Origin of the sequence: Winogradskyella sp. UBA3174, from assembly GCF_002364335.1 — a bacterium.
In the GTDB taxonomy this organism is placed as follows: Bacteria; Bacteroidota; Bacteroidia; order Flavobacteriales; family Flavobacteriaceae; genus Winogradskyella.
Genome location: NZ_DEXW01000077.1, coordinates 74003 through 94116, shown reverse-complemented (window position 1 = coordinate 94116; position 20114 = coordinate 74003). Strand labels below are relative to the sequence as shown.

The 20114-nt window shown below is 29.7% G+C and carries 17 protein-coding genes; 3 read left to right on the top strand and 14 right to left on the bottom strand.

The window, feature by feature from the left end; translation table 11 throughout:
* Window positions 1-3: 3 nt before the first annotated feature.
* The 3 genes from B2U95_RS14885 to B2U95_RS14875 are packed head-to-tail and all read right to left on the bottom strand — an operon-like array spanning window position 4 to window position 3828.
* Entirely contained in the window at window positions 4-777 is a 774-nt protein-coding gene (locus tag B2U95_RS14885) for a polysaccharide biosynthesis/export family protein (RefSeq protein ID WP_296317525.1), read from the bottom strand.
* 25 nt (window positions 778-802) lie between these two features.
* Entirely contained in the window at window positions 803-2707 is a 1905-nt protein-coding gene (locus tag B2U95_RS14880; protein WP_296317523.1) for a polysaccharide biosynthesis protein, read from the bottom strand.
* Window positions 2704-3828 carry a DegT/DnrJ/EryC1/StrS family aminotransferase gene (locus B2U95_RS14875; protein ID WP_296317521.1) on the bottom strand — a complete coding sequence of 375 codons (1125 nt, stop codon included), beginning with the start codon at window positions 3826-3828 and terminating at the stop codon, window positions 2704-2706. The genes B2U95_RS14880 and B2U95_RS14875 overlap by 4 nt, the downstream gene beginning before the upstream one ends.
* 333 nt (window positions 3829-4161) lie before the next feature.
* Here B2U95_RS14875 and B2U95_RS14870 point away from each other — a divergent pair, with 333 nt between their 5' ends.
* The gene (locus B2U95_RS14870; protein ID WP_296317519.1) at window positions 4162-5133 is read left to right on the top strand and encodes an ATP-grasp domain-containing protein; all 972 of its coding nucleotides are present in this window, start codon (window positions 4162-4164) and stop codon (window positions 5131-5133) included.
* A complete protein-coding gene (locus B2U95_RS14865; protein WP_296317518.1) occupies window positions 5117-5773 on the top strand; it encodes an HAD family hydrolase in 657 nt (218 codons plus the stop codon). The genes B2U95_RS14870 and B2U95_RS14865 overlap by 17 nt, the downstream gene beginning before the upstream one ends.
* Window positions 5774-5782: 9 nt before the next feature.
* Here B2U95_RS14865 and B2U95_RS14860 read toward each other — a convergent pair whose 3' ends face one another.
* The 11 genes from B2U95_RS14860 to B2U95_RS14810 all read right to left on the bottom strand — a co-directional run bounded on the left by B2U95_RS14860 (window position 5783) and on the right by B2U95_RS14810 (window position 18314).
* A complete protein-coding gene (locus B2U95_RS14860) occupies window positions 5783-6397 on the bottom strand; it encodes a sugar transferase (protein WP_296317516.1) in 615 nt (204 codons plus the stop codon).
* The gene (locus B2U95_RS14855) at window positions 6384-7526 is read right to left on the bottom strand and encodes a glycosyltransferase family 4 protein (protein ID WP_296317514.1); all 1143 of its coding nucleotides are present in this window, start codon (window positions 7524-7526) and stop codon (window positions 6384-6386) included. Before B2U95_RS14855 ends, B2U95_RS14860 begins: the two co-directional genes overlap by 14 nt.
* Window positions 7526-9430, bottom strand: coding sequence for an asparagine synthase (glutamine-hydrolyzing) (gene asnB / locus B2U95_RS14850; RefSeq protein WP_296317513.1), 1905 nt, complete (start codon window positions 9428-9430; stop codon window positions 7526-7528). Before asnB ends, B2U95_RS14855 begins: the two co-directional genes overlap by 1 nt.
* Before the next feature lie 16 nt (window positions 9431-9446).
* The gene (locus B2U95_RS14845) at window positions 9447-10595 is read right to left on the bottom strand and encodes a glycosyltransferase (protein WP_296317511.1); all 1149 of its coding nucleotides are present in this window, start codon (window positions 10593-10595) and stop codon (window positions 9447-9449) included.
* Window positions 10596-10779: 184 nt separating this feature from the next.
* Window positions 10780-11715 carry an ATP-grasp fold amidoligase family protein gene (locus B2U95_RS14840; RefSeq protein WP_296317509.1) on the bottom strand — a complete coding sequence of 312 codons (936 nt, stop codon included), beginning with the start codon at window positions 11713-11715 and terminating at the stop codon, window positions 10780-10782.
* 107 nt (window positions 11716-11822) lie between these two features.
* Window positions 11823-12914, bottom strand: a complete 1092-nt coding sequence (locus B2U95_RS14835) for a glycosyltransferase (protein WP_296317507.1) — start codon at window positions 12912-12914, stop codon at window positions 11823-11825.
* Window positions 12904-13854, bottom strand: coding sequence for an ATP-grasp fold amidoligase family protein (locus B2U95_RS14830; RefSeq protein WP_296317505.1), 951 nt, complete (start codon window positions 13852-13854; stop codon window positions 12904-12906). Before B2U95_RS14830 ends, B2U95_RS14835 begins: the two co-directional genes overlap by 11 nt.
* Window positions 13855-13882: 28 nt before the next feature.
* A complete protein-coding gene (locus B2U95_RS14825) occupies window positions 13883-14464 on the bottom strand; it encodes a serine O-acetyltransferase (protein WP_296317503.1) in 582 nt (193 codons plus the stop codon).
* Window positions 14461-15579, bottom strand: a complete 1119-nt coding sequence (locus B2U95_RS14820) for an O-antigen ligase family protein (RefSeq protein WP_296317500.1) — start codon at window positions 15577-15579, stop codon at window positions 14461-14463. The genes B2U95_RS14825 and B2U95_RS14820 overlap by 4 nt, the downstream gene beginning before the upstream one ends.
* A gap of 53 nt (window positions 15580-15632) precedes the next feature.
* On the bottom strand, window positions 15633-16733 hold the full coding sequence (locus B2U95_RS14815; RefSeq protein WP_296317498.1) for a glycosyltransferase family 4 protein: 1101 nt from the start codon (window positions 16731-16733) through the stop codon (window positions 15633-15635).
* An 18-nt stretch (window positions 16734-16751) separates the two neighbouring features.
* Window positions 16752-18314, bottom strand: coding sequence for a lipopolysaccharide biosynthesis protein (locus tag B2U95_RS14810; protein ID WP_296317496.1), 1563 nt, complete (start codon window positions 18312-18314; stop codon window positions 16752-16754).
* 498 nt (window positions 18315-18812) lie between these two features.
* Here B2U95_RS14810 and B2U95_RS14805 point away from each other — a divergent pair, with 498 nt between their 5' ends.
* Window positions 18813-20114 (top strand): right-handed parallel beta-helix repeat-containing protein, encoded by a 1302-nt coding sequence (locus B2U95_RS14805; RefSeq protein ID WP_296317494.1) that lies wholly within the window; start codon window positions 18813-18815, stop codon window positions 20112-20114.

Below are 20114 nucleotides of genomic sequence, written 5' to 3'. Positions count from 1 at the left end.
ATATTATTTTATTAAAAACACTGCGATAATAGTAGTTAACGTTCCAATTGCAGAAATTAAAAGGCCATTATTTTGAGTATAGGTAGAAGAACGGAGTTTAGCTTTATTAGGCTCCACATAGATAACGTCGTTTTGTTGTAAATAATAAAGAGGTGAACTCACCGTGTTTATTGATGTTAAATCAATTTTAGCAAATTTCTTCTTACCATCTACTTCTCGTATCAATAATACATTCTTTCGTCTTCCATAGATAGTTAAATCTCTTGCAAGACCTAAGGCTTCTAATAACGTAATGCGCTCGTCTTGTATCGTAAATGTTCCTGGACTCGAAACTTCTCCTATAATCGTAACTGTAAAATTCACCAATCTAACATTTACAATAGGGTCTCTAGCATACTCTCTAATACGCTCAGTCAGCATTTTTGTTAATTGTGTTCTGTTTAATCCAGCTATTTTTGTAGTTCCTAAAACCGGAAACTCAATATTACCGTTATAATCTACTAAATAGCTTTGTTGTTGTATAGCACCTTGAGCCCCAATTCCACCAAGATTGTTTGATACTACAGGTAAAGTAAATGGTATAACCGTTTCTGGGTCTAAAGCAGAAACATTAATGGTTAATATATCATCTGGCTTATAAATTAATTGCTCAGGTTCGTTAACAGAAAGTCCTTCTTGTATAGGTTCATCTTGAAAATACACAAGGTTTTTACGAGAGGCACATGAGTGTGCTAAAAATAGTGACAGTATTAAGATTAAGAAGGTTTGATTTTTCATTTGATTTACAATTATAGGTGGTCTATTAAATATTAGGTTTTGTTTTTGTATCTAATACTTCATAGGTTGAGTTATTAGAAATATATTCTGGAATAATTGATTTAATTAAAGCAACTATTTCTAAAGGTTGCGCAATAGAGCTTATGCTTGAAAGTTTTATTATGACTTGTTCTGTCTTATTTATCATAAGTTTTTTTGATTTAGCAATCATTATTTTTTCATGATAAGTCTTTTTGGTGTTTTCACCATCGGCTAGTAATTCTTCATAAATTTTCTCACCTGGACGTAACCCTGTTATTTTAATGTCTATATCTTCTGGATATCGCAATCCAGATAAAATTATCATATTTTTTGCTAGGTTGAATATTTTAATAGGTTCTCCCATATCAAAAACAAAAATCTCACCACCATTACCCATTGCTGCTGCTTCTAATACCAGTTGACACGCTTCAGGTATAGTCATAAAATACCTAGTAATATCTTTATGAGTAACGGTTAAAGGCCCACCATTTTCAATTTGCCTTTTAAATAATGGAATTACAGACCCGTTAGATCCTAAAACATTACCAAATCTTGTAGTTATAAACTTAGTTTGCCCTTTACCTTTTAAACAAGTAACGTAGAGTTCAGCAATTCTTTTTGTCGCACCCATTACATTTGTTGGGTTTACAGCTTTGTCTGTAGATATCAGAACAAACTTGTCAACACCGTGCTTTACAGCTAGATCTGCAACATTTTTAGTTCCTCCTATGTTTACGCTAACTGCCTCAAATGGATTATTTTCCATTAATGGTACATGTTTATATGCAGCAGCATGGAAAACCATTTTTGGTTTATGAAGATCAAATATTTGATCTAATCTGGTTTTATTTCTAACATCAGCTACAATGGCTTCTATGTTAGTTAAACCTCGGTTTTTAAATTCTTGTTGTATATCGTAAAGTGCGGATTCAGCATTATCAACTAAAATTAGTTTTTTATAGTTGTATAGGCTTGCTTTTCTACAAATTTCACTACCTATAGAGCCAGCAGCACCAGTAATTAATATGACTTTATTATCGTATTGCTCTTCTAAATCCGGGTTTTTAATATTAATAGGATCACGACCTAATAAATCTTCAATCTTAACCTCTTTAATTTGTCCTGCACTCAAATCTCCGTCAATCCAACTTTGTACAGGTGGTACAATTTTTACTTTTAAGCCTAAAGTAAATAAGCTGCCAGTAATTTGAAGAAGTCTAGTCGGTTCTATATTCTGAATAGAAATAATAACCTCTTCAATATCATTCTTTGTGATGAAAGATTGTGTAATCTTATTTAAATGTAGTACATGTAATAAATTTATTTTTTTACCAATTTTACGATCATCGTCATCAAGAAAACCGACAATCTCAATACCATTTTTAGTATCATTCTTTATGGCATCATAGGTAAGCATACCAGAATTACCAGCACCAAAAATTAAAACTTTAGTAATTTTATTAAAATCTTGAGTTATATAGTTATATAAGGACTTAATGAATAATTTAAAACCTATTAAAAATAAAATATTTAGTAAAAGGTGGATGTAAACAATAGAACCGGAAATATTAAAAATAGAATCTTCATTAAATTTCCGTGATATCAATGTTACAACAATTAACAATGTTGCTATGATATTGGTACCAATAATTATGTTTATAATATCTTTAAATCCCGTAAAACGTACAACCCCTTTATAAGACCCTACTGCTAGAAAGCTAATTATAGCTACTAATCCTATATATGGTAATTGTTTTGCAACGACGAATGGATCAAACTCTAGTTGGAAATTAAATTGAATTAAATATGCAATGTAAAATGTGCCAATAGTTATGCATATATCAAATAGCATTACTAGCCATTTAGAGGCATATCTTCCCGATATTTTATGTAATAATTCTACTATCATACTGCAAAATACATATTTATAGCAGAAACCACTCTATCTAATTCAGTATCAGTTAAGTTTGAACCGCTTGGAAGACATAATCCTCTTTCAAAAAGTTCATCAGAAACACCATTTAAATAGCTAGGTGCATTACTAAAAATTGGTTGCTGATGCATAGGTTTCCATAAAGGTCTAGATTCTATATTTTCTTTTTCTAAGGCTAATCTCAGGCTTTCTCTTGTGTCTTTTGAATCTAAAAGAATACAAGATAACCAACGATTAGAATAGTAACCTTTAGGTTCATTTAAAAATGAAATTTTAGCTATATTTTTAAAGGAGTCTTGATATAATTGGTGGTTGGAGCGACGCTTATTTACATGACTTTGCAATATAGTCATTTGTCCACGGCCAATACCTGCAATAATATTAGACATTCTATAATTATAACCAATATGAGAATGTTGGTAATGAGGTGCGTCATCACGTGCTTGAGTCGCTAAAAAAACAGCTTTCTCTTTTTGTGCTTTAGTTTTTGTCACTAAAGCTCCTCCACCAGAGGTTGTAATTATTTTGTTTCCATTAAATGATAAAATAGCTAGATCACCAAAAGTACCACAGTTTTGTCCGTTGTAGCGACTTCCTAAAGATTCTGCACTATCTTCAATTATAGGAATATTATAAGCCTCTGCGACTTTATTAATTTCATTTACCTTATAAGGCATTCCGTAGAGATGTACTGCTATAATTGCTTTAGGTTTTTTTCCTTTTGCAATTCTATCTTTAATTGCTATTTCCAGTTGTTCAGGACATATATTCCATGTATCCCATTCGCTGTCAACAAAAATAGGTGTAGCGCCTTGGTAAACAATAGGGTTAGCTGAAGCAGAAAAAGTTTTACTTTGGCAAATAACTTCATCACCATGACTAACACCAAGCATAATAAGGCTTAGATGTAATGCTGAGGTACCAGAGGCTAAAGCAGCAACTTGTCTATCTTCGTTTAAAAAAGTTTGTAAATCGTTTTCAAAACCATTGACGTTTGGTCCAAGCGGAGCAATCCAATTTGTTTCAAAAGCTTCTTTTATGTAAGGTTCTTCATTACCACTCATGTGTGGTGATGAAAGCCATATTTTAGGTTTCATAAGCAAAAATTGTTAAGTAATTAATTATTACTATTCAATTAGATGTCTATAAGAGGGATTTGGGACACAATTTAAAAATCGGTTAAATATGCACCAATAAAATGTAACAACCCAAAATAAAACGATTAAAAGCAGATATTTACGTTGTTAACTAGATACAAGATTTATTTAGCTAAGCATCTTATTTGCAATACATTTGTTATGGGTTGAGCTACTGTAAAATAATTTGTTTCATAGAACTAATTATTTTGTTTTATGACGATTAAGTTTACTGCAATCACTAAATCTACAGTATCTTTATCTTTAATTATTTTTTTTAATACAAACTGGTAAATGAACATCCTAATAACTTCTGCCGGAAGAAGAGTATCACTCGTCAGAGCATTTAAAAAAGAATTAACTAAGATTAATTCTGTAGGAAAAGTATACGCGGCAGATTTTAACCCAAAACTTTCTGCAGCTTGCCATGTTGCTGACGATTATTTTAAAGTTCCTAGACTAGATCAAGTTAATTATTTAGATAAGCTTATTTCTATATGTCTCGAAAATGGTATAAAGCTTATTATACCAACTATAGATACTGAACTTTTGCTATTATCAGAAAATATGGCTTATTTAGAGTCAAAAGGCATAAGAGTCGTTATTTCTTCTTCAGACTTTATTAGAAAATGCCGTAATAAAAGAGTTATTCATGAATTTTTTGAATTAAAAGGGGTCAGAATCGCTAAAGAATATAGAAAAGACAATTACGAATTACCAATGTTTATTAAGCCTTACGATGGTAGTAGAAGTGTAGATACTTACTTAATAAACAGTGAAAGCGATTTAACCAGCTATCATTTTAGTAATGAAAAATTTATGTTTTTAGAGTATATAGATCACGATGAGTTTGATGAGTTTACTTGCGACCTCTACTATTCTAGAGATCATCAGTTAAGATGTGTTGTCCCAAGAAAACGGTTAGAGGTTAGAGATGGGGAAGTTTATAAAGCATTAACAAAAAATAATACCTTAGTTAATTATATAAAAAAACACCTCAATCAAATTGATGGTGCAGTAGGTTGTATTACGGCTCAGTTTTTTCTAAGTAAGTATGATGATTCTAAAATTTGTGCTATAGAAATAAATCCAAGGTTTGGTGGAGGGTATCCTTTATCTTATTTATCTGGTGCTAATTTCCCGAAATGGATTATAGAAGAATACTTATTAAATAAAAGTATTGATGATAAGTTTGATACATGGGAGAGTGACTTATTAATGATTAGATATGATGACGAAATTTTAGTGCATGGATATAAAGATTAGTCAAGACACTGTTATTGTCTTTGATTTGGATGATACGCTTTACAACGAATTAGATTACTTAAAATCAGCCTATCAGCATATAGCGCAACAGCTTGACCAAAAAGATTGGAAACAATTGTATAGTTCGATGCTGTCTTTATACCGATGTAAAGAGAATGTGTTTGAGGTACTAGTTTCAAAATATGGAGTTGAGCAAAAGACTCTTGTTGATATGTATCGTTATCACCTACCAAATATTAATTTGTTTGATGGCATACTTAATATTATAAATAACATTATATCTAAAAATGGAAAACTAGGTATAATAACTGATGGTAGAACTAAAACGCAAATTGCAAAATTAAAAGCTTTAGGGGTTTTTGATTTATTTGATAAAATAATAATATCAGAAGACTTAGGAACTGAAAAACCAGATGAAGCAAATTATAAAGCCATAGAATCTGCTATAAAAGGAACTGAATATTGGTACATCGCAGATAATTTGAAAAAAGATTTTGTGTCGCCTAATAGATTAGGTTGGAAATCAATAGGTTTAATAGATAACGGTAAAAATATTCATTATCAAGCGAATCAGTACATGAGTGAAGCTCATCAACCCAAACATTTTATTCTTAGCTACAACGAGTTAAATATTATATAACATCCTTAATTAATTACTAGATCCCATAAACTCCTCCATTTGAGCATCGTTTGAGCTGTTAACATCTTTTCTATTTACGACCTTATCTATGGTTTTTAAAATAATTTTTATATCTAATAAAAACGACTGATTATTAACATAATAAACGTCTAATTCAAATTTTTGTTCCCAAGAAATAGCATTCCTTCCATTAACCTGAGCCCAGCCAGTTATACCTGGTATAACTTCATGTCGTCTTGTTTGTTTTATGGTATAGCGTTCTAAATATTTAGGTAATAATGGGCGTGGACCTACAAGGCTCATATCACCTTTTAATATATTAATGAGCTGCGGAATTTCATCTAAAGAGTAGCGTCTGCAAATATCACCTGCTTTTGTAATACGATCTTGAGGAGGTAATAACTCACCATCCTTATCTGTCTTATCAGTCATTGTCTTAAACTTAATAATAGTAAATATTTTACCGTTTTCACCTGTACGTGCTTGGTAAAAAAAGGGTTTACCATTATTTTGTATTGCTAATATGATAATTAAAACCAATAATAAAGGTGAAATAATTAAGAGACCTGTAAGTGCAGTTAAAAAGTCGAATAAGCGTTTTATAATGTTTTTATATAGTTTCATTAATTAAATTAATTAAATCATTATTAATTATATTAACATCAAATCGATTCTCAGCATAGGCTCTACTATTAATTCCCATTTCTTCAATTTTCTCTTTATTAATAAGAAAATATTCCATAGCATTGGTTAACTCATTCAAATTCATTGGTTTAATGAGTATGCCGTTTTTGTCTTTTAATATGGTTTCCTTACAACCTGGAGTATTAGTTGTAATTATGGGTAAACCAACAGAAAGTGCTTCTAGAATAGATCTAGGGATTCCTTCTCTATAATACGTTGGCAATACAAAAACATCTCTGTTATAAAGATGTTCAGGTACATTTCTTTGATTACCATGATATATAATAGTCCCATTTTCGTGTAATGCATTCAATTCTTCTAATTTAATAGCAGAAGGAGATTTATCTGGTGCACCAATAACATGAAACTCAGCTTTTGGGTATTTTTCTTTTAAAGTTTTGGCAGCTTCTAAATAAAGAGCTATACCTTTTTCCTTAATTAATCTCGCAACCATTAAGAAACTAATAGTATCTGAAGTGTTTTTTTTAACTCGAGTTTTGTATTGATTTAGATTAACACCAGAGCCACTAACAAGTGCAACTTTATTGTCTTTAGAAATTATCTTGCGATCTAAAAAGAGTTGATAGTCATCGTTATTCTGAAATATAATAATCTTATTCTTACGAATAGATAACTTATACAGTGTTTCATTTAATCTTTGTAATACTCTAGCTTTAAAGGTTAAACCAGTAAAGGCGAAGCCTAATCCTGTTATCAATGAAATAACAGGTACTTTACACTTATTTGCAGCTATTGAGCTATATATAACAGGTTTTACGGTGTAAGGAAAAACTAAGTCAATTTTGTACTCCTTTATTAGAGTTTTTAATTCACTAATTGAATTAAGGTCTTTTATTGGATTTAAACCTGTTCTATTTAAACTAAATTCTAATGGGATAGCTCCTAGTGCTTCAAGCTTCACTCTAATGCGTTCTGGGTGATCTGGAGCTGCAGCATATACCGTAAAACCATTTTTCACTAAGCTTGCTATAAAATCACCTCTAAAGTTTATTAAAGAGGCTGATAGTGATGCTACAATTAATATTCTTTTGTCCTTAATCTCTTTCATTATCCTTGTTTTAGAAAATTAAATTTATACCATTTTTGGAAACAATAATACGACCATACTCTAAAAGTACTATCCTTTTTACTATCTAAATGATCTCTCACCAATTGGGTAATAATATCTACATTAAAAATACCTTGAGATTTTAGTAAATCTGGTTCGATATAACTTTCTAATTCTTTTCTTAAACTTTGTCTTAACCAATCTCCGGTAGGTGAACCAAAACCACTTTTACTTTTTTCTAAGAACTCTTCAGGAAATTGATCTCTAAAAGCCTCTTTTAGAATATGCTTTTTGTTCCAACCTTTCATTAAATAGTTTTCTGGTAAGGTGTTGGTAAATTCCCAAAGGTCTTTGTTTAAAAATGGAGCTCTACATTCTAAAGATGTCATCATGCTAGTTCGATCTACTTTTGCCAACATACCACCTTCTAAACTTAAAATTTTGTCTACTGATCTAAAATCTGTTAAGCTTTCAATCTTTTGCTTTTTTAAGATGTCTTTATACTCTTGAAATAAATTATCAATATAGTAATCTGGAGACATAATTTCAGCTAACTGATTACTAGTATTAGCTAATGAAATAATATCCCAATAAAAATTACCATCATAGCTTATCGCATTAAGTAATTTATTGATTTGAAATTTCTTACCTCGCTTATCATCTTTATTAACTAGATACTTATTACTTAGTCCTAAAATTGGTTTATGAAGCGCTTTAGGGACTATACTTGTGTATCTACTATTCATTTTACCAATGTAGTACTTGTTATAACCTCCAAAGACTTCATCACCACCATCTCCCGTTAAAGCTACAGTTACATGTTCTCTCGTTTTACTTGAAAGTAGGTGAGTGGGTAAGGCAGCTGTATCGGAAAAAGGCTCATCAAAGTTCACTAAAATTTCATGAATATTATCTTTGAGATCATCTTCATCAATAATAAATTCGTGATGATTACTATTAAGCATTTCAGCTACAACTCTAGATTTATCTGTCTCATCGTAAGATGCTTTTTTAAAGCCAATAGAAAAGGTATCAATTTTTTTATCTGAAGCTTGGGATAAACAAAGCGAAATAATAGAAGAATCTACGCCTCCTGATAAGAATGTTCCTAAGCCCACATCTGCTATAGATCTGCTATCCACACTTTTATAAACTAAATCTTTGGTTTTAGCTTTAGCATCCTCAAAAGATATATTTTTTACCTTAGGTACAGGCTCTTGGTTTATTTTATGAATCTCAGTCTTATCTGAAGCCAAATCATAAGTTATATAATGATTTGCTTCTAATTTATGTATGTTTTCATAAATGGTGTGAGGAGCAGGTATATAAGTTAATCTAAAATATAAATTCAATCCTGTTTTTGAAATATTAGGAGTAAAATCAATAGTTTTTATTATAGATTTTAACTCTGACGCCCAAATAAACGCTTTATCAGTCTTTGTGTAATATAATGGCTTTTCACCAAAAAAATCACGAGCAATAAAAAGCTTATTAATTTTTTTATCATATATACTAAAACCATACATGCCATCTAACCACTGAAACGATTCTACACCATGTTTTTCATAAGCTTTTAGTATAACTTCAGTATCACTAGAGGTTTTAAAGGTTACGCCCTCTGCTTCTAATTGTGCTTTTAATATTTTGTAGTTATAAATTTCACCATTGAATACGATGACTATTTGTTTGTCCTCAGAAAATATAGGTTGCTTTCCTGACGATAAATCTATAATAGATAAACGTCTCATTCCCATGCCTATTGAAAAAGTGTCATTTTGTTCTGAAAATAGACCATCTTCATCTGGACCTCTATGTAATATAAGGTCGTTCATTTTATTAAGAATAGATGTAACTTTTTGTTCGTTAGGACTAGTTAAATCTATAAATCCATTAATTCCACACATGCTTTTGAGGCTTTTTTTAGTTATTTATAAATTGGTTAAATTTATGATATATTGTATCTAAATGATATTCTTTAGCTCGTTTTAAACTTAGTGAACTATATTTTTCTCTTTCGTCTGGGTTATTTCTAAAATAGGCGAGTGCTTTACTTAAACCAACATGATCGTCATTATTTACTAAAAGTCCATATTTGCCAATAAAGAATTCACCGTCTTCAATATTAACAGCTTCATTGGCATTTAATAATTCTAATGGGCCAGACAAACAATTGGTAGAAATACTTGGTAAACCTATAGCCATAGCTTCTAATAGCGCATTTGGAAACCCCTCTGTAAACGATGACAAGACAAAACAATTACTTTTAAATAAATGCGCATTTACATCTTTAACTTTACCACCTAGTTTTACTTGGTCTTTAAGATTAAGTGCTTCTATTTGATTTGTTAAATAGTCGTGAAGTTCACCACCACCTAGTATGGTTAGCTTATCGTTATTCTGAATTTCATTTAAAGCCCTAATAATCATGATTTGATTCTTCCTAATATTTAATGTGCCAGCGGTTATTATATCTAAGGCTTCATTACTATTTAATCCTTTAGGATTGATAGTTTGTTTCGGAATTTCAATAGGATTGTAAATAACTTCCATCGGAATCTTAATTCCAAAATTATTTTTTAAGTCTTTATTTATATGTGTCGAATTTGAAAATAGTTTATCACATCTATTGTAAAAAATAGGATAAAATAGTTTTGAAATGTAAAGTGATAGTTTGCTTGACACATTATCAGAAGGAAATCCGCGTTCGCTTATAATAGTTTTAACCTTTTTATTTAGCATAGAAACGATACCATTAATTAGATTTGGAAAGGCTAAAAAGGCAATAGAAATATCTATATTATTTCTTTTTACAAAACGGTTATACTTAGTTATAAACTTCAACGAATCTATAATCTTTAAATGAAAGGGTCTGTCTGGACCTTTGTCAGAAAGAAAGATAACATTTACACCTTCTGGAATAGGGAAGTGGATCACATTATAGAACAATACCAACGTAACATTGTAGTCGTTTTTAAGTGCCTTTAAAAGAAGGCTAATAACCTTTTCGGCACCACCACTTCCTAGAGTTATACTTAATATGCTTATATATTTTTTTTTATTTGAGGACATTTTAATTATTGTATTCTATGATGTAAAAAGAGCTGGCAAAATGTTTGAGAATTATTTTTTATCAATTTTATAGTCTTTCAAGATCGTTTTATAATTCAGGTTTTTTTAGATGTTTTATTATTTTAATTTAACTAATTTTTATTTTTACGGATATCAAACATATTGGGTAGAATATATTTATTATTTAATCGATACCTTTTAGGTTTTCAATGTTTAATAGTTCTCCAAATTTATAGTCACATTCTTTTTGAAAGAATTTTTGAAGCCCAGAGGCATGATGTAATGTTAATTCACCAAAATAAACCTGACCCTTTACAAGATAAAAATCAACTCGAATACAAACAAAATCCTCTGCTAATTTTTCAGCAACTTTTTTCATTTCATCAAAATTGGTTGGCTTCGGAATTTTTTCTCCATTTGGTCTTCCCCATTCACAAGACATTAAATCCCAATTTGAATCATATAAATTTCTAGTTCGTTCGCCAGAATAACGATCTAAATCAACAAAAGCAAAAGCAAATTTCCCATTAAAAAATTGAAATTTATAATCGTTGGGTATGCTGCCATCCTCCATAATTAAAAGTTTTTCTACTATAATTCTAGGCTTTATATACTTATACTGCCATTCTCCTGTAGAAACGTAATGATTTTCGTTTAATTTTCTTTTAAATCTTTTTCTTTCTTTTTTCCAATCTATTAATGATTTATCTCTAACAATTAAACCTCCAGAACTATCGTGGTTTGTCTTAATAATAAAGTTTGCTTCAGGTAAGTTCTCAGGTTTTAAATCATTGGTGTTTTTTGTTTCGTAGTATAAGGGCACTAAGTATTTATTCCCAATCTTTTTTTCTACATATGCTCTTACTTTATATTTATCTGCTATTGTAGTATGAAGATCCTTTCTGTTATATAGTTTAAGCCAATTTAATTTTTCATTTAATGTTTTAGGATTATCTAAATTGAGAGCGTAACCTAAATGTCTTTTAAAAGTATTTCTTACAATAATTTTATCAGGAATTAATTTTAATCCCATGAGATATACTAAATAAAAGGGTTTTATAAAATAATAACCCAATTCAGTTTCTCTAAAAAAGTTTGAAAAGGTTTTTCTTAGACTCATTATTCTTTTATTTACTTTGTTAATAGTGTTTGTTGAACCAGCTAGTTTTAAATAAATACATTTTACTAGCTTTTGATTTTTAAGGCTTGTTTTTTAAACTAAGTAGTTTAGTTTAAAATTTCTAAAAACATGCTTTCATAATCATCAATAATTTTATCTTTATTATATTTTTTATAAACGGACTCTCTTATCTCTATCGGATCCCATTCTTGTGAACCGTTTAGTTTTTCTAAAAATTCAGCCTCACTATTTACTAAAAATCCATTTACACCTTCTTCAATTATTTCATTTAAACCACCTGGTGCTTTAAAGGCTATTGCAGGTGTTCCTACCGAGCAACTTTCTATTAGACTATTAGGTAGCCCTTCAGAATAAGAACCCATTAAATAAACATCACTGCTGGAAAGGTATTTTGAAACTTCAGTAGTGAAGGGGATATAAATAACTTTGTCTTGGAGATCTAATTCATCTATTAAATTAAATAAATTATTTTTTTCTGCACCATCACCAATGATAGTATATTGATAAGGGAAGTTTAGTTTAGCAAGGGCCATAATTATTCTTTTGTGTCCTTTGTTTTTTGATATCCTTGCCACAGTTATATATTTAATAACATCTGCTCCTTCAGTATTTTTAGATTTTAATTTGAAGTTGTCTGTAATTGGATTATTAATAATTTTTAACTTATGCTCTGGCACATTAGATTTATCTTTCATATCATTATACATATCTGTAGATTGACATATAATAATGTCTAATAATTTGTAACCAAAACTAAATGGCTTTCTAATTTTATACTCAATATTTTTTAAGAACGATTTTTTGTTTTCTGTTTTAAATTTTTCATCTGCTATGGTGACAATTGTGTGTCTTCCTATGAATTTAATTTTTGGAAATAACACAGAAATAAACCCCATAAATATGTTTAAGTGAGAAATAGCACTTACAACTATCTTTGGTTTTTCTTCTCTAAGTAGTTTATTTAAAGAAAAGAATGAGTTAAGTACTCTTTTTTTATTTAAATACTTAACTGTAATTCCTGATATGTCATATTTACCATCTTTTTCATAACCAATAACTATTAACGTTACGTCAAATTTTTCTTTATCTAGGTTTTGTGAAACAAAAGACATTACTCTTTCTGCACCTCCCGCAAAAAGCGTAGGTATTATAAAAAACACTTTTACTTTATTTTTCATTATTTATATCTAATTTTAGTAACTTACCGAGCTTGTAATCGCATTCTTTTTGGAGAAATTCCTTTAGCCCAGAGGAGTGATGTAATGTTATTTCTCCAAAAAATGTACAACCCCTAATAGAATAGAAATCAACTCTGACATAAATGAAATCTTGTGCAATTGTTTCTGCTAGCCTGATCATTTCTTCATAATTTGTTGGTTTTTCAAGTTTCCTACCATTAGGTCTTCCCCAATTACATGGAAGTAAGTTCCATTGAGAATCATATAAATTTCTTGTTCGGTTATTAGATTCACGATCTAAATCAACCCCAACAAATCCAAATTTTCCATTAAAGCAATGAAATTTATAATCTTCAGGAATACTACCATTTTCATGTAACAAAAGCTTTTCAACTATAAGCATAGGTGAAATATTCTTATACTGCCATTCTCTTGTGCTATAATAATGATTTTCCTTAAGTAGTCTTTTAAATCTATTACGGGCTTTTCCCCAATTAATTTGGGATTTATCTCTTACAATGAGACCACCTGAACTATCATGATTTGTTTTAATAATAAATTTTGTATCAGGTAAATTTTCAGGTTTAATATCTCGATAATTCTTTGTGTGATAGAGTAGAGGTATTAAATATTGATTTCCAATCTTTTTTTCAATGTATGCTCTAACTTTATATTTATCTGCTACAATTGTATGTAGTTCTTTTCTATTGTATAGTTTAAGCCAATTAATCTTTTCATTTAATGTTTCGGGATTATTTAAATTTAGGGAATAACCCATATGCTGTTTAAAACTTTTTTTAACAATAATCTCATCAGGGATTAACTTTAGCACCTGTACATAAATTTTAAAAAAAGGTCTAAGTAGGTAATATCCAATATCTGATTTCCTGTAGACATCAGATAATTTTTTCCTTATTTTTTGTTTTCTTAAATTCGTCATTGCAATATTACATTACGTATTTATCTGTTTAGATATGTTTTATTATTTTCTTAATGTTAACCTCACCAATAGGTTTTGCTGGAATACCTCCCAGGACTATGTGTTCTTCATTAAAGGATTTATTAACAACAGCATTTGCACCAATGGCTATATTATTAGCAATTGTAATATCTCCATAAATTTTGGCACCTGGTGCAATATATACATTATCTCCAATTTGTGGAGCTTCTTTTTTTCCGCCTGAAGCACCAATATTTACACAAGCATGCATTCTACAATTACTGCCAACCTTAGTACGGCTATTAATAACTATAGTTCCATAATGTACAATAGATAGACCTGGCCCAAAAACATTTATTGGTATTGAAAAGCCTAATTTTATTGATATTTTCTTAAATCTATATTTTAAGTAAAACACATAGAGTTTAAAGATGCCTTTATTTTTGCAATTATTGTAAAACTCTAGTTTTCGCATTCTTTTCTGGAACGTCCAAATAGGATTAGGTGAGATATAACGAACTAACTTATCCTCTAAGCTTTTAGACTTTACACCAAGTGCTTTTTTATCTTGGTTTAGATATTTAATATAATCTTCTTTAGAACTTATCATACTTCTAAAATTTTCTTGTCATTGATTTGGTTTTCCTTTTCCTTATCCAACTTAGCTATTGCGTATTGTATCCACATTGCAGAGAAGGTCATGTAATAAAATGTAAAAAAATTATGATTTGCCAGTAAAAAAACTGAGAGGGAAATATTCATCATAATAAGATATGGTGCTTCTTTAAAAAAGGTATAGCTCTTAAAAAAGAGATAACTTATATACATTAAAAACAAAAGAAATGGTAATATGCCAGCTTCTCCAATTATCATTAAATATGTGTTGTGAACACCCATTTCATTTAGTTTTCCAGAAAAAGTACCATAACCACTGCCTATGAGTGGTGCTTCAAAGATTTGATCGTAAAATAATGCCCAAGTTTCTGTTCTAGAATCTTCGCTGATTTCTTGGCTAGAAACCTCTTCATTGTTAGCAATGCTCTTTAATTGATCAAAACGAGGATTATTAAGACCAACAACTTGGTCAATGAATAACAATGTTGCAAAGATTAAAAATCCAATACCAAATATTCTTATATTTTTAATACTGACTTTTAATGATATAATATTAATTAACAACCAAATAACTATAAATGTTCGTGAGAATGTCAATAAACCCATTAAGGTAAATACAAATTGGCCTAATAATTTTAAGGTGTCATTCTTTATTCCGAATATTACAGAATAGCCATAAATACAAATAAAGCCTGCAACGTTTGCATTTAGATAGAAACCAGCATAACGACCGAAATCACTAGTAAATAATAAAGCTTCTATACCGACACTTAATGCCCCTATTAATAGAAAAACAAATAATTCAGTGTTACTAACATGCTTTGTCATTTCGTAGCCACAAATAACAAAAAGAAAGTACTTAACAAGCTCTATCATAAAAACCGTTGGCGGACCATAGAATTGAAGACTAGAAATAGTAAAGTATAAGATTGCAATGATAATAATCCACCAATTTGGTGTTGTCTTTTTTTCTAATGCATAATAAATAAACAAAATAAAGATTGTACCATAACTAAGTGCTGTTCCAACACCACCACCAAAAGCCATTAGACCAAATGAAGGTAAATTGAATAAAACCAATGCTAAACTTATGTATTTTAAAATTCTCATTTGTTTGTTGAGTTAACTATTGTAGCTAAATCTATTTAATTTTAGTTTATTAGTTATTTGATGTGTGCATTTATTAATGATTCCCATTGCGCGACAACTTTGTCGCTAATATAGTTTTCAGTGGTTTCTTTAGCTTTTACTGAAAATTTATTTTGTAATTTTTTATCTTTTATTAAATGTGATAATTTATCAGTTAATTCAGACTGGTCGTTAACCGGAATTAAAAAGCCATTGACACCATTGTCTATTAAATCTGATGGCCCAAAATTACAATCTGTAGAAATACAGGGCAATCCATAATGCATAGCTTCTAATAGAGCGTTAGGAAACCCCTCTGTTTTAGAGGTGAAAACAAAAATTGAAGCCTCATTATAATATTTATGTATGTCTTTAACCTTTGAGATAATTTCAATTTTATGATCTAAATTATAACTTTCTATGAGCGTTTTTAAATCTTGTTTCTTAGCACCTTCACCAATTATTTTAACTTTCCATCCTTCTGGCTTAATAGTATTAAAAGCTGTTATTAACTCATCGTGACATTTATTTTTATCTAGTCTACCCACCGTTAAAATAATCTTTTTGTATTTTGTTTGATTAGTCCTTAGTTGCGATAATTCTGACGCTATAGGGTTTGGCAATATAGTAATTTTGTGAGGTCTTATTTTTTTCTCATAAATCTTTTTCACCCCTTTGGTTTGCAAGACCAAGCTATTAGCTAAAGGATAAACAAATCTCCTAAGTAAAACCCACAACTTTGGGACTTCTTCTACTAATGGATTATTTCGTTCACTTATAATACATGGTAGGCGATTTAGCTTTGCAGCAATCGTAGTTAGTATGTTTGCAGATGTTATAAAGCCAATAAGTATGTTGATTCCCTCTTTTTTAGTAATTTCAGAAATACGCTTTACTAAAATATAATTTAGTTTTAGCGAATCAAAAATTGAACTTGGTTGTTCTACTAAATTCTGACAAGAAATAACTTTGATTCTTTCATCTAAAGCATAAAAAGGTGCTGACTCAGTAAATGTAATTATAGTGACATCAAATCTTTCAATAAGTTCGTTACTAAGCGTAGATATTACACGTTCTGCACCACCAGAAGAAAGTTTACCAATTACAAATCCTATTTTGTTTTTTGTGTTTTCCAATTTTAAGTGAATTACTTTTTATTTAAATAATTTCTTAGTCAATAAATCTCTCATTCTAAAAACAAAGACTCTAAACCCATCTACAAAGATAAATAAGAGTGTACCGTAAATTACTGTGACGATAGCTGTAATTATTGTAGCGTATAAAATCCAATTAATTATACCGGATGTCTCTCTATCATAAGTAACATAATTAGCAGTAAAATTAACTAACAATGCCGCTAAAGAAAAGACTATAGTTACTGGTAAAATACCTTTCCAATATATCCAAACGCTTTTTTTAAATCCATGTTTATATAAGAAATAAGGTTTCCAAATTACTACAATAAGAATTAGGCTAACCAGCGTACCCAATATAATACCATCAATTCCCCAAATGCTTCCAAAAATTAATGAAATGGTAAGATTTATTATAGCTTCGGCTGCCGCTGCCCAAGTATCTTGATAAAGTCCGTAGGCATTCTTAAAACGTTCTACAGGTGATGCAATTTGAAAAATAAAGAAGTTGGCTATCAGTAATATTAAAGTGGTTTTTGCTAATATATATTTTGCGCCTATCCAGAATATGATAAGTGGTTCCATGGTAAAATACATAATTAGACTAAAAAATCCAGCAATAAAGAACTGAACAGCCATCAATTCCCAAAAGATTTTTTTAATGTTTTCAGCATTATCTTCTGCAATTAAATTACCTACAGCAGATCCTGTACCTGCAAAAGCCATTTTCACTAAACCACCCAGTTTTGTGAATATAAGTTGGTAATTTCCAAAAAAGGCAACACTCTCTATGCTGACTAATGCAGCTACTAATATGTTATCTGTGCCATTTTTAACAAAAGAACTCATTTTATGCACAAAGACTTGCTTTATCTTTTTAATGATATCTGGGTATTCCTTAATTATTTTAGCCTTTTCAGAGGAGTTAATAATTAACCACGGGTATTCTTGTTTTATTTTTTTTCGAACAAAAACACTATAAATTATACTAAATATAAGCTCTAGTATGATATATAAATAAAAATCTTTAAAATAAACAGCAACAATAGCTTGCAATATGACTCTAATAATATTTATGGTTTGGAAGTAACCTTGAATGATATACCCCTTTTGATCAGCACCTAGTAAACTTTGATGGAAGTTTGCAAAATAACTTAGCAACGATGAAAATAGAAGTGTGTAAAAAACGAAGTAAATTAATAATAGCGAAAAGTTAGACAGCTCTCCAGTCTCAGATGTGTCAAATATAAATGGAAAGAAGAGCGATACTATTACGGCAACACCAATAATACAGTAACCAATCTTTCTATACAGTACTCCAAGTAGTGCTATTATTTTATTAATTTCTTTATGATTCTCGTCAAAAATTGGTTTGTATAGCGTAAAGCCAATGGCTGTCCCTATTCCTAATTCAGCCAAATTAAGAAATCCCAAAACACTTCTCAAAGTGGTCTCTAAACCTATAAATTCATCACCAAGGTTATCTAAGAATAATTTTCTAGAGAAAAACTGAACGAAAATGGATATAATGAAGAAGAACACCCCAACTTTCGCGTTTTTTAATGATTTTTTTACTCTAGACATTTATAATTGGTTCGTTTAAAAATTGCATTCTAATTGCAAGAATATAGATTTTACTTCAAAAGTAAAACATCTATTCATTTTAATTTTTAATAATACAAACAGCTCATTAACAGATGTTAAAATAACATCAGTTTATATTGCTGCTCATTTACGTCAATATCGATTATTGTAGTTCCAGAATAGTCTAGAGGGAATTATTGGTTCTCATTTAAGGTGAATCACTAAAATTTGTTTAGAACAGTATATAGTAAAAAAATCAATTAAATTGAAAACACTTTCTGAATTAAAAATCTTAGTTAATCTAAAAAAATAGGCTTAATTAACTAAAGCTTAAATTATTCTTATTATTCCATAGGACATAAATTTCGATAGTTATAGTAAATTTGGTTAATGACAAATATCAAAAAAATCAAATTACATCAGGCTCTTTTTTTGATAAAAAACAGTATTTTACGTCTAAAATCAATAAATGCGATTAAATGCAAATTTTTGTGCTCAATGAAAAAACTTTTTTTGTTTGATTTATTACTTTTAAAAGCAATGAGAACGTTATTTGGTATTGTTTTTTTATGTCCTCTTCTTTTTAACGCTCAGAGTGTCAATCTATCAACATATGGTTTTAATACTAATGATAATAAAAAAGGATTTAATGAAGCTATTAGAAATAATGATACTATTATAGTTGATAAGCAAAGTAGTAATTGGTTTGTGTCTCCATTAAAGTTGAGAAACTTACAAAATAAAACCATTATTTTTGAAAATGATGTTGTGTTGCAAGCAAAACCAGGCGCTTATGTAAATACCAGTGATGCTTTATTAAAATTTATTAACTGTAAAAACCTTAAAATAATTGGTAATGGTTCTATGCTATTAATGAACAAAAGTGAATATATAGATGGTGAGTGGCGCATGGGACTTAGCCTCATGGGATGCAGTAATGTGGAAATAAAGAACCTAACAATTTCTAGTTCTGGTGGCGATGGTATTTATATAGATGGCTATAAAGACACTCGTTTTTCTGAAAATATATTAATAGATGGTGTTATTTCAACCAATAATAAAAGACAGGGTATAAGTGTAATAAGTGCTAAAAACGTTTGGGTTAAAAATTCTATTTTCACCAAAACAAAGGGTACTTTACCAGAAGCGGGTTTAGATATAGAGCCAGATAGTGAAACAGATGTCATTATTAACGTAAATTTTGAGCATTGCTCTTTCACAAATAATAATCATTCTGGTATTGTTATTGGTTTAGACAACTTAACAGATAAATCTGAACCTGTAAGTATAAATTTTAAAGACTGCTATTTAAGTATGAATCATGATGTGTCTAATCGATATCCTGCTGCAGAGATCATCATTTCTTCCCATCCTGAGTTTCCTGTAAAAGGAAATGTATCATTTAGCGACATTGTTATAGACGAAAGTAATTGGCGTTTATTATACTCAAGAAAACCAAGTAAAGGATATCACACTTCTTTTAAAAACATTAGTGCGATAGACATTTGTAAGCAACGAGACGATTTAAGTGTTATTTATTTTGAAGTTCCAGATTACTTTAAATCATCTGGTCCTATTGGTGGGTTTTCTTTTGAGAATATGTATGTAAAGTACAATTCTAAATCATCTTTTTTTACAGTAAGAGGCTCGAGTCTAGGAACACTTAATGGTATTAAGAATGTTACAGGAGATATCACTATAGTTAACCCAAATCTTACAGAATTTATAGAATACATCAAATATAGCTCTAGTAAAAACAAGAATTTTGATGTTAAATACATAATACAAAAAACGGATTAA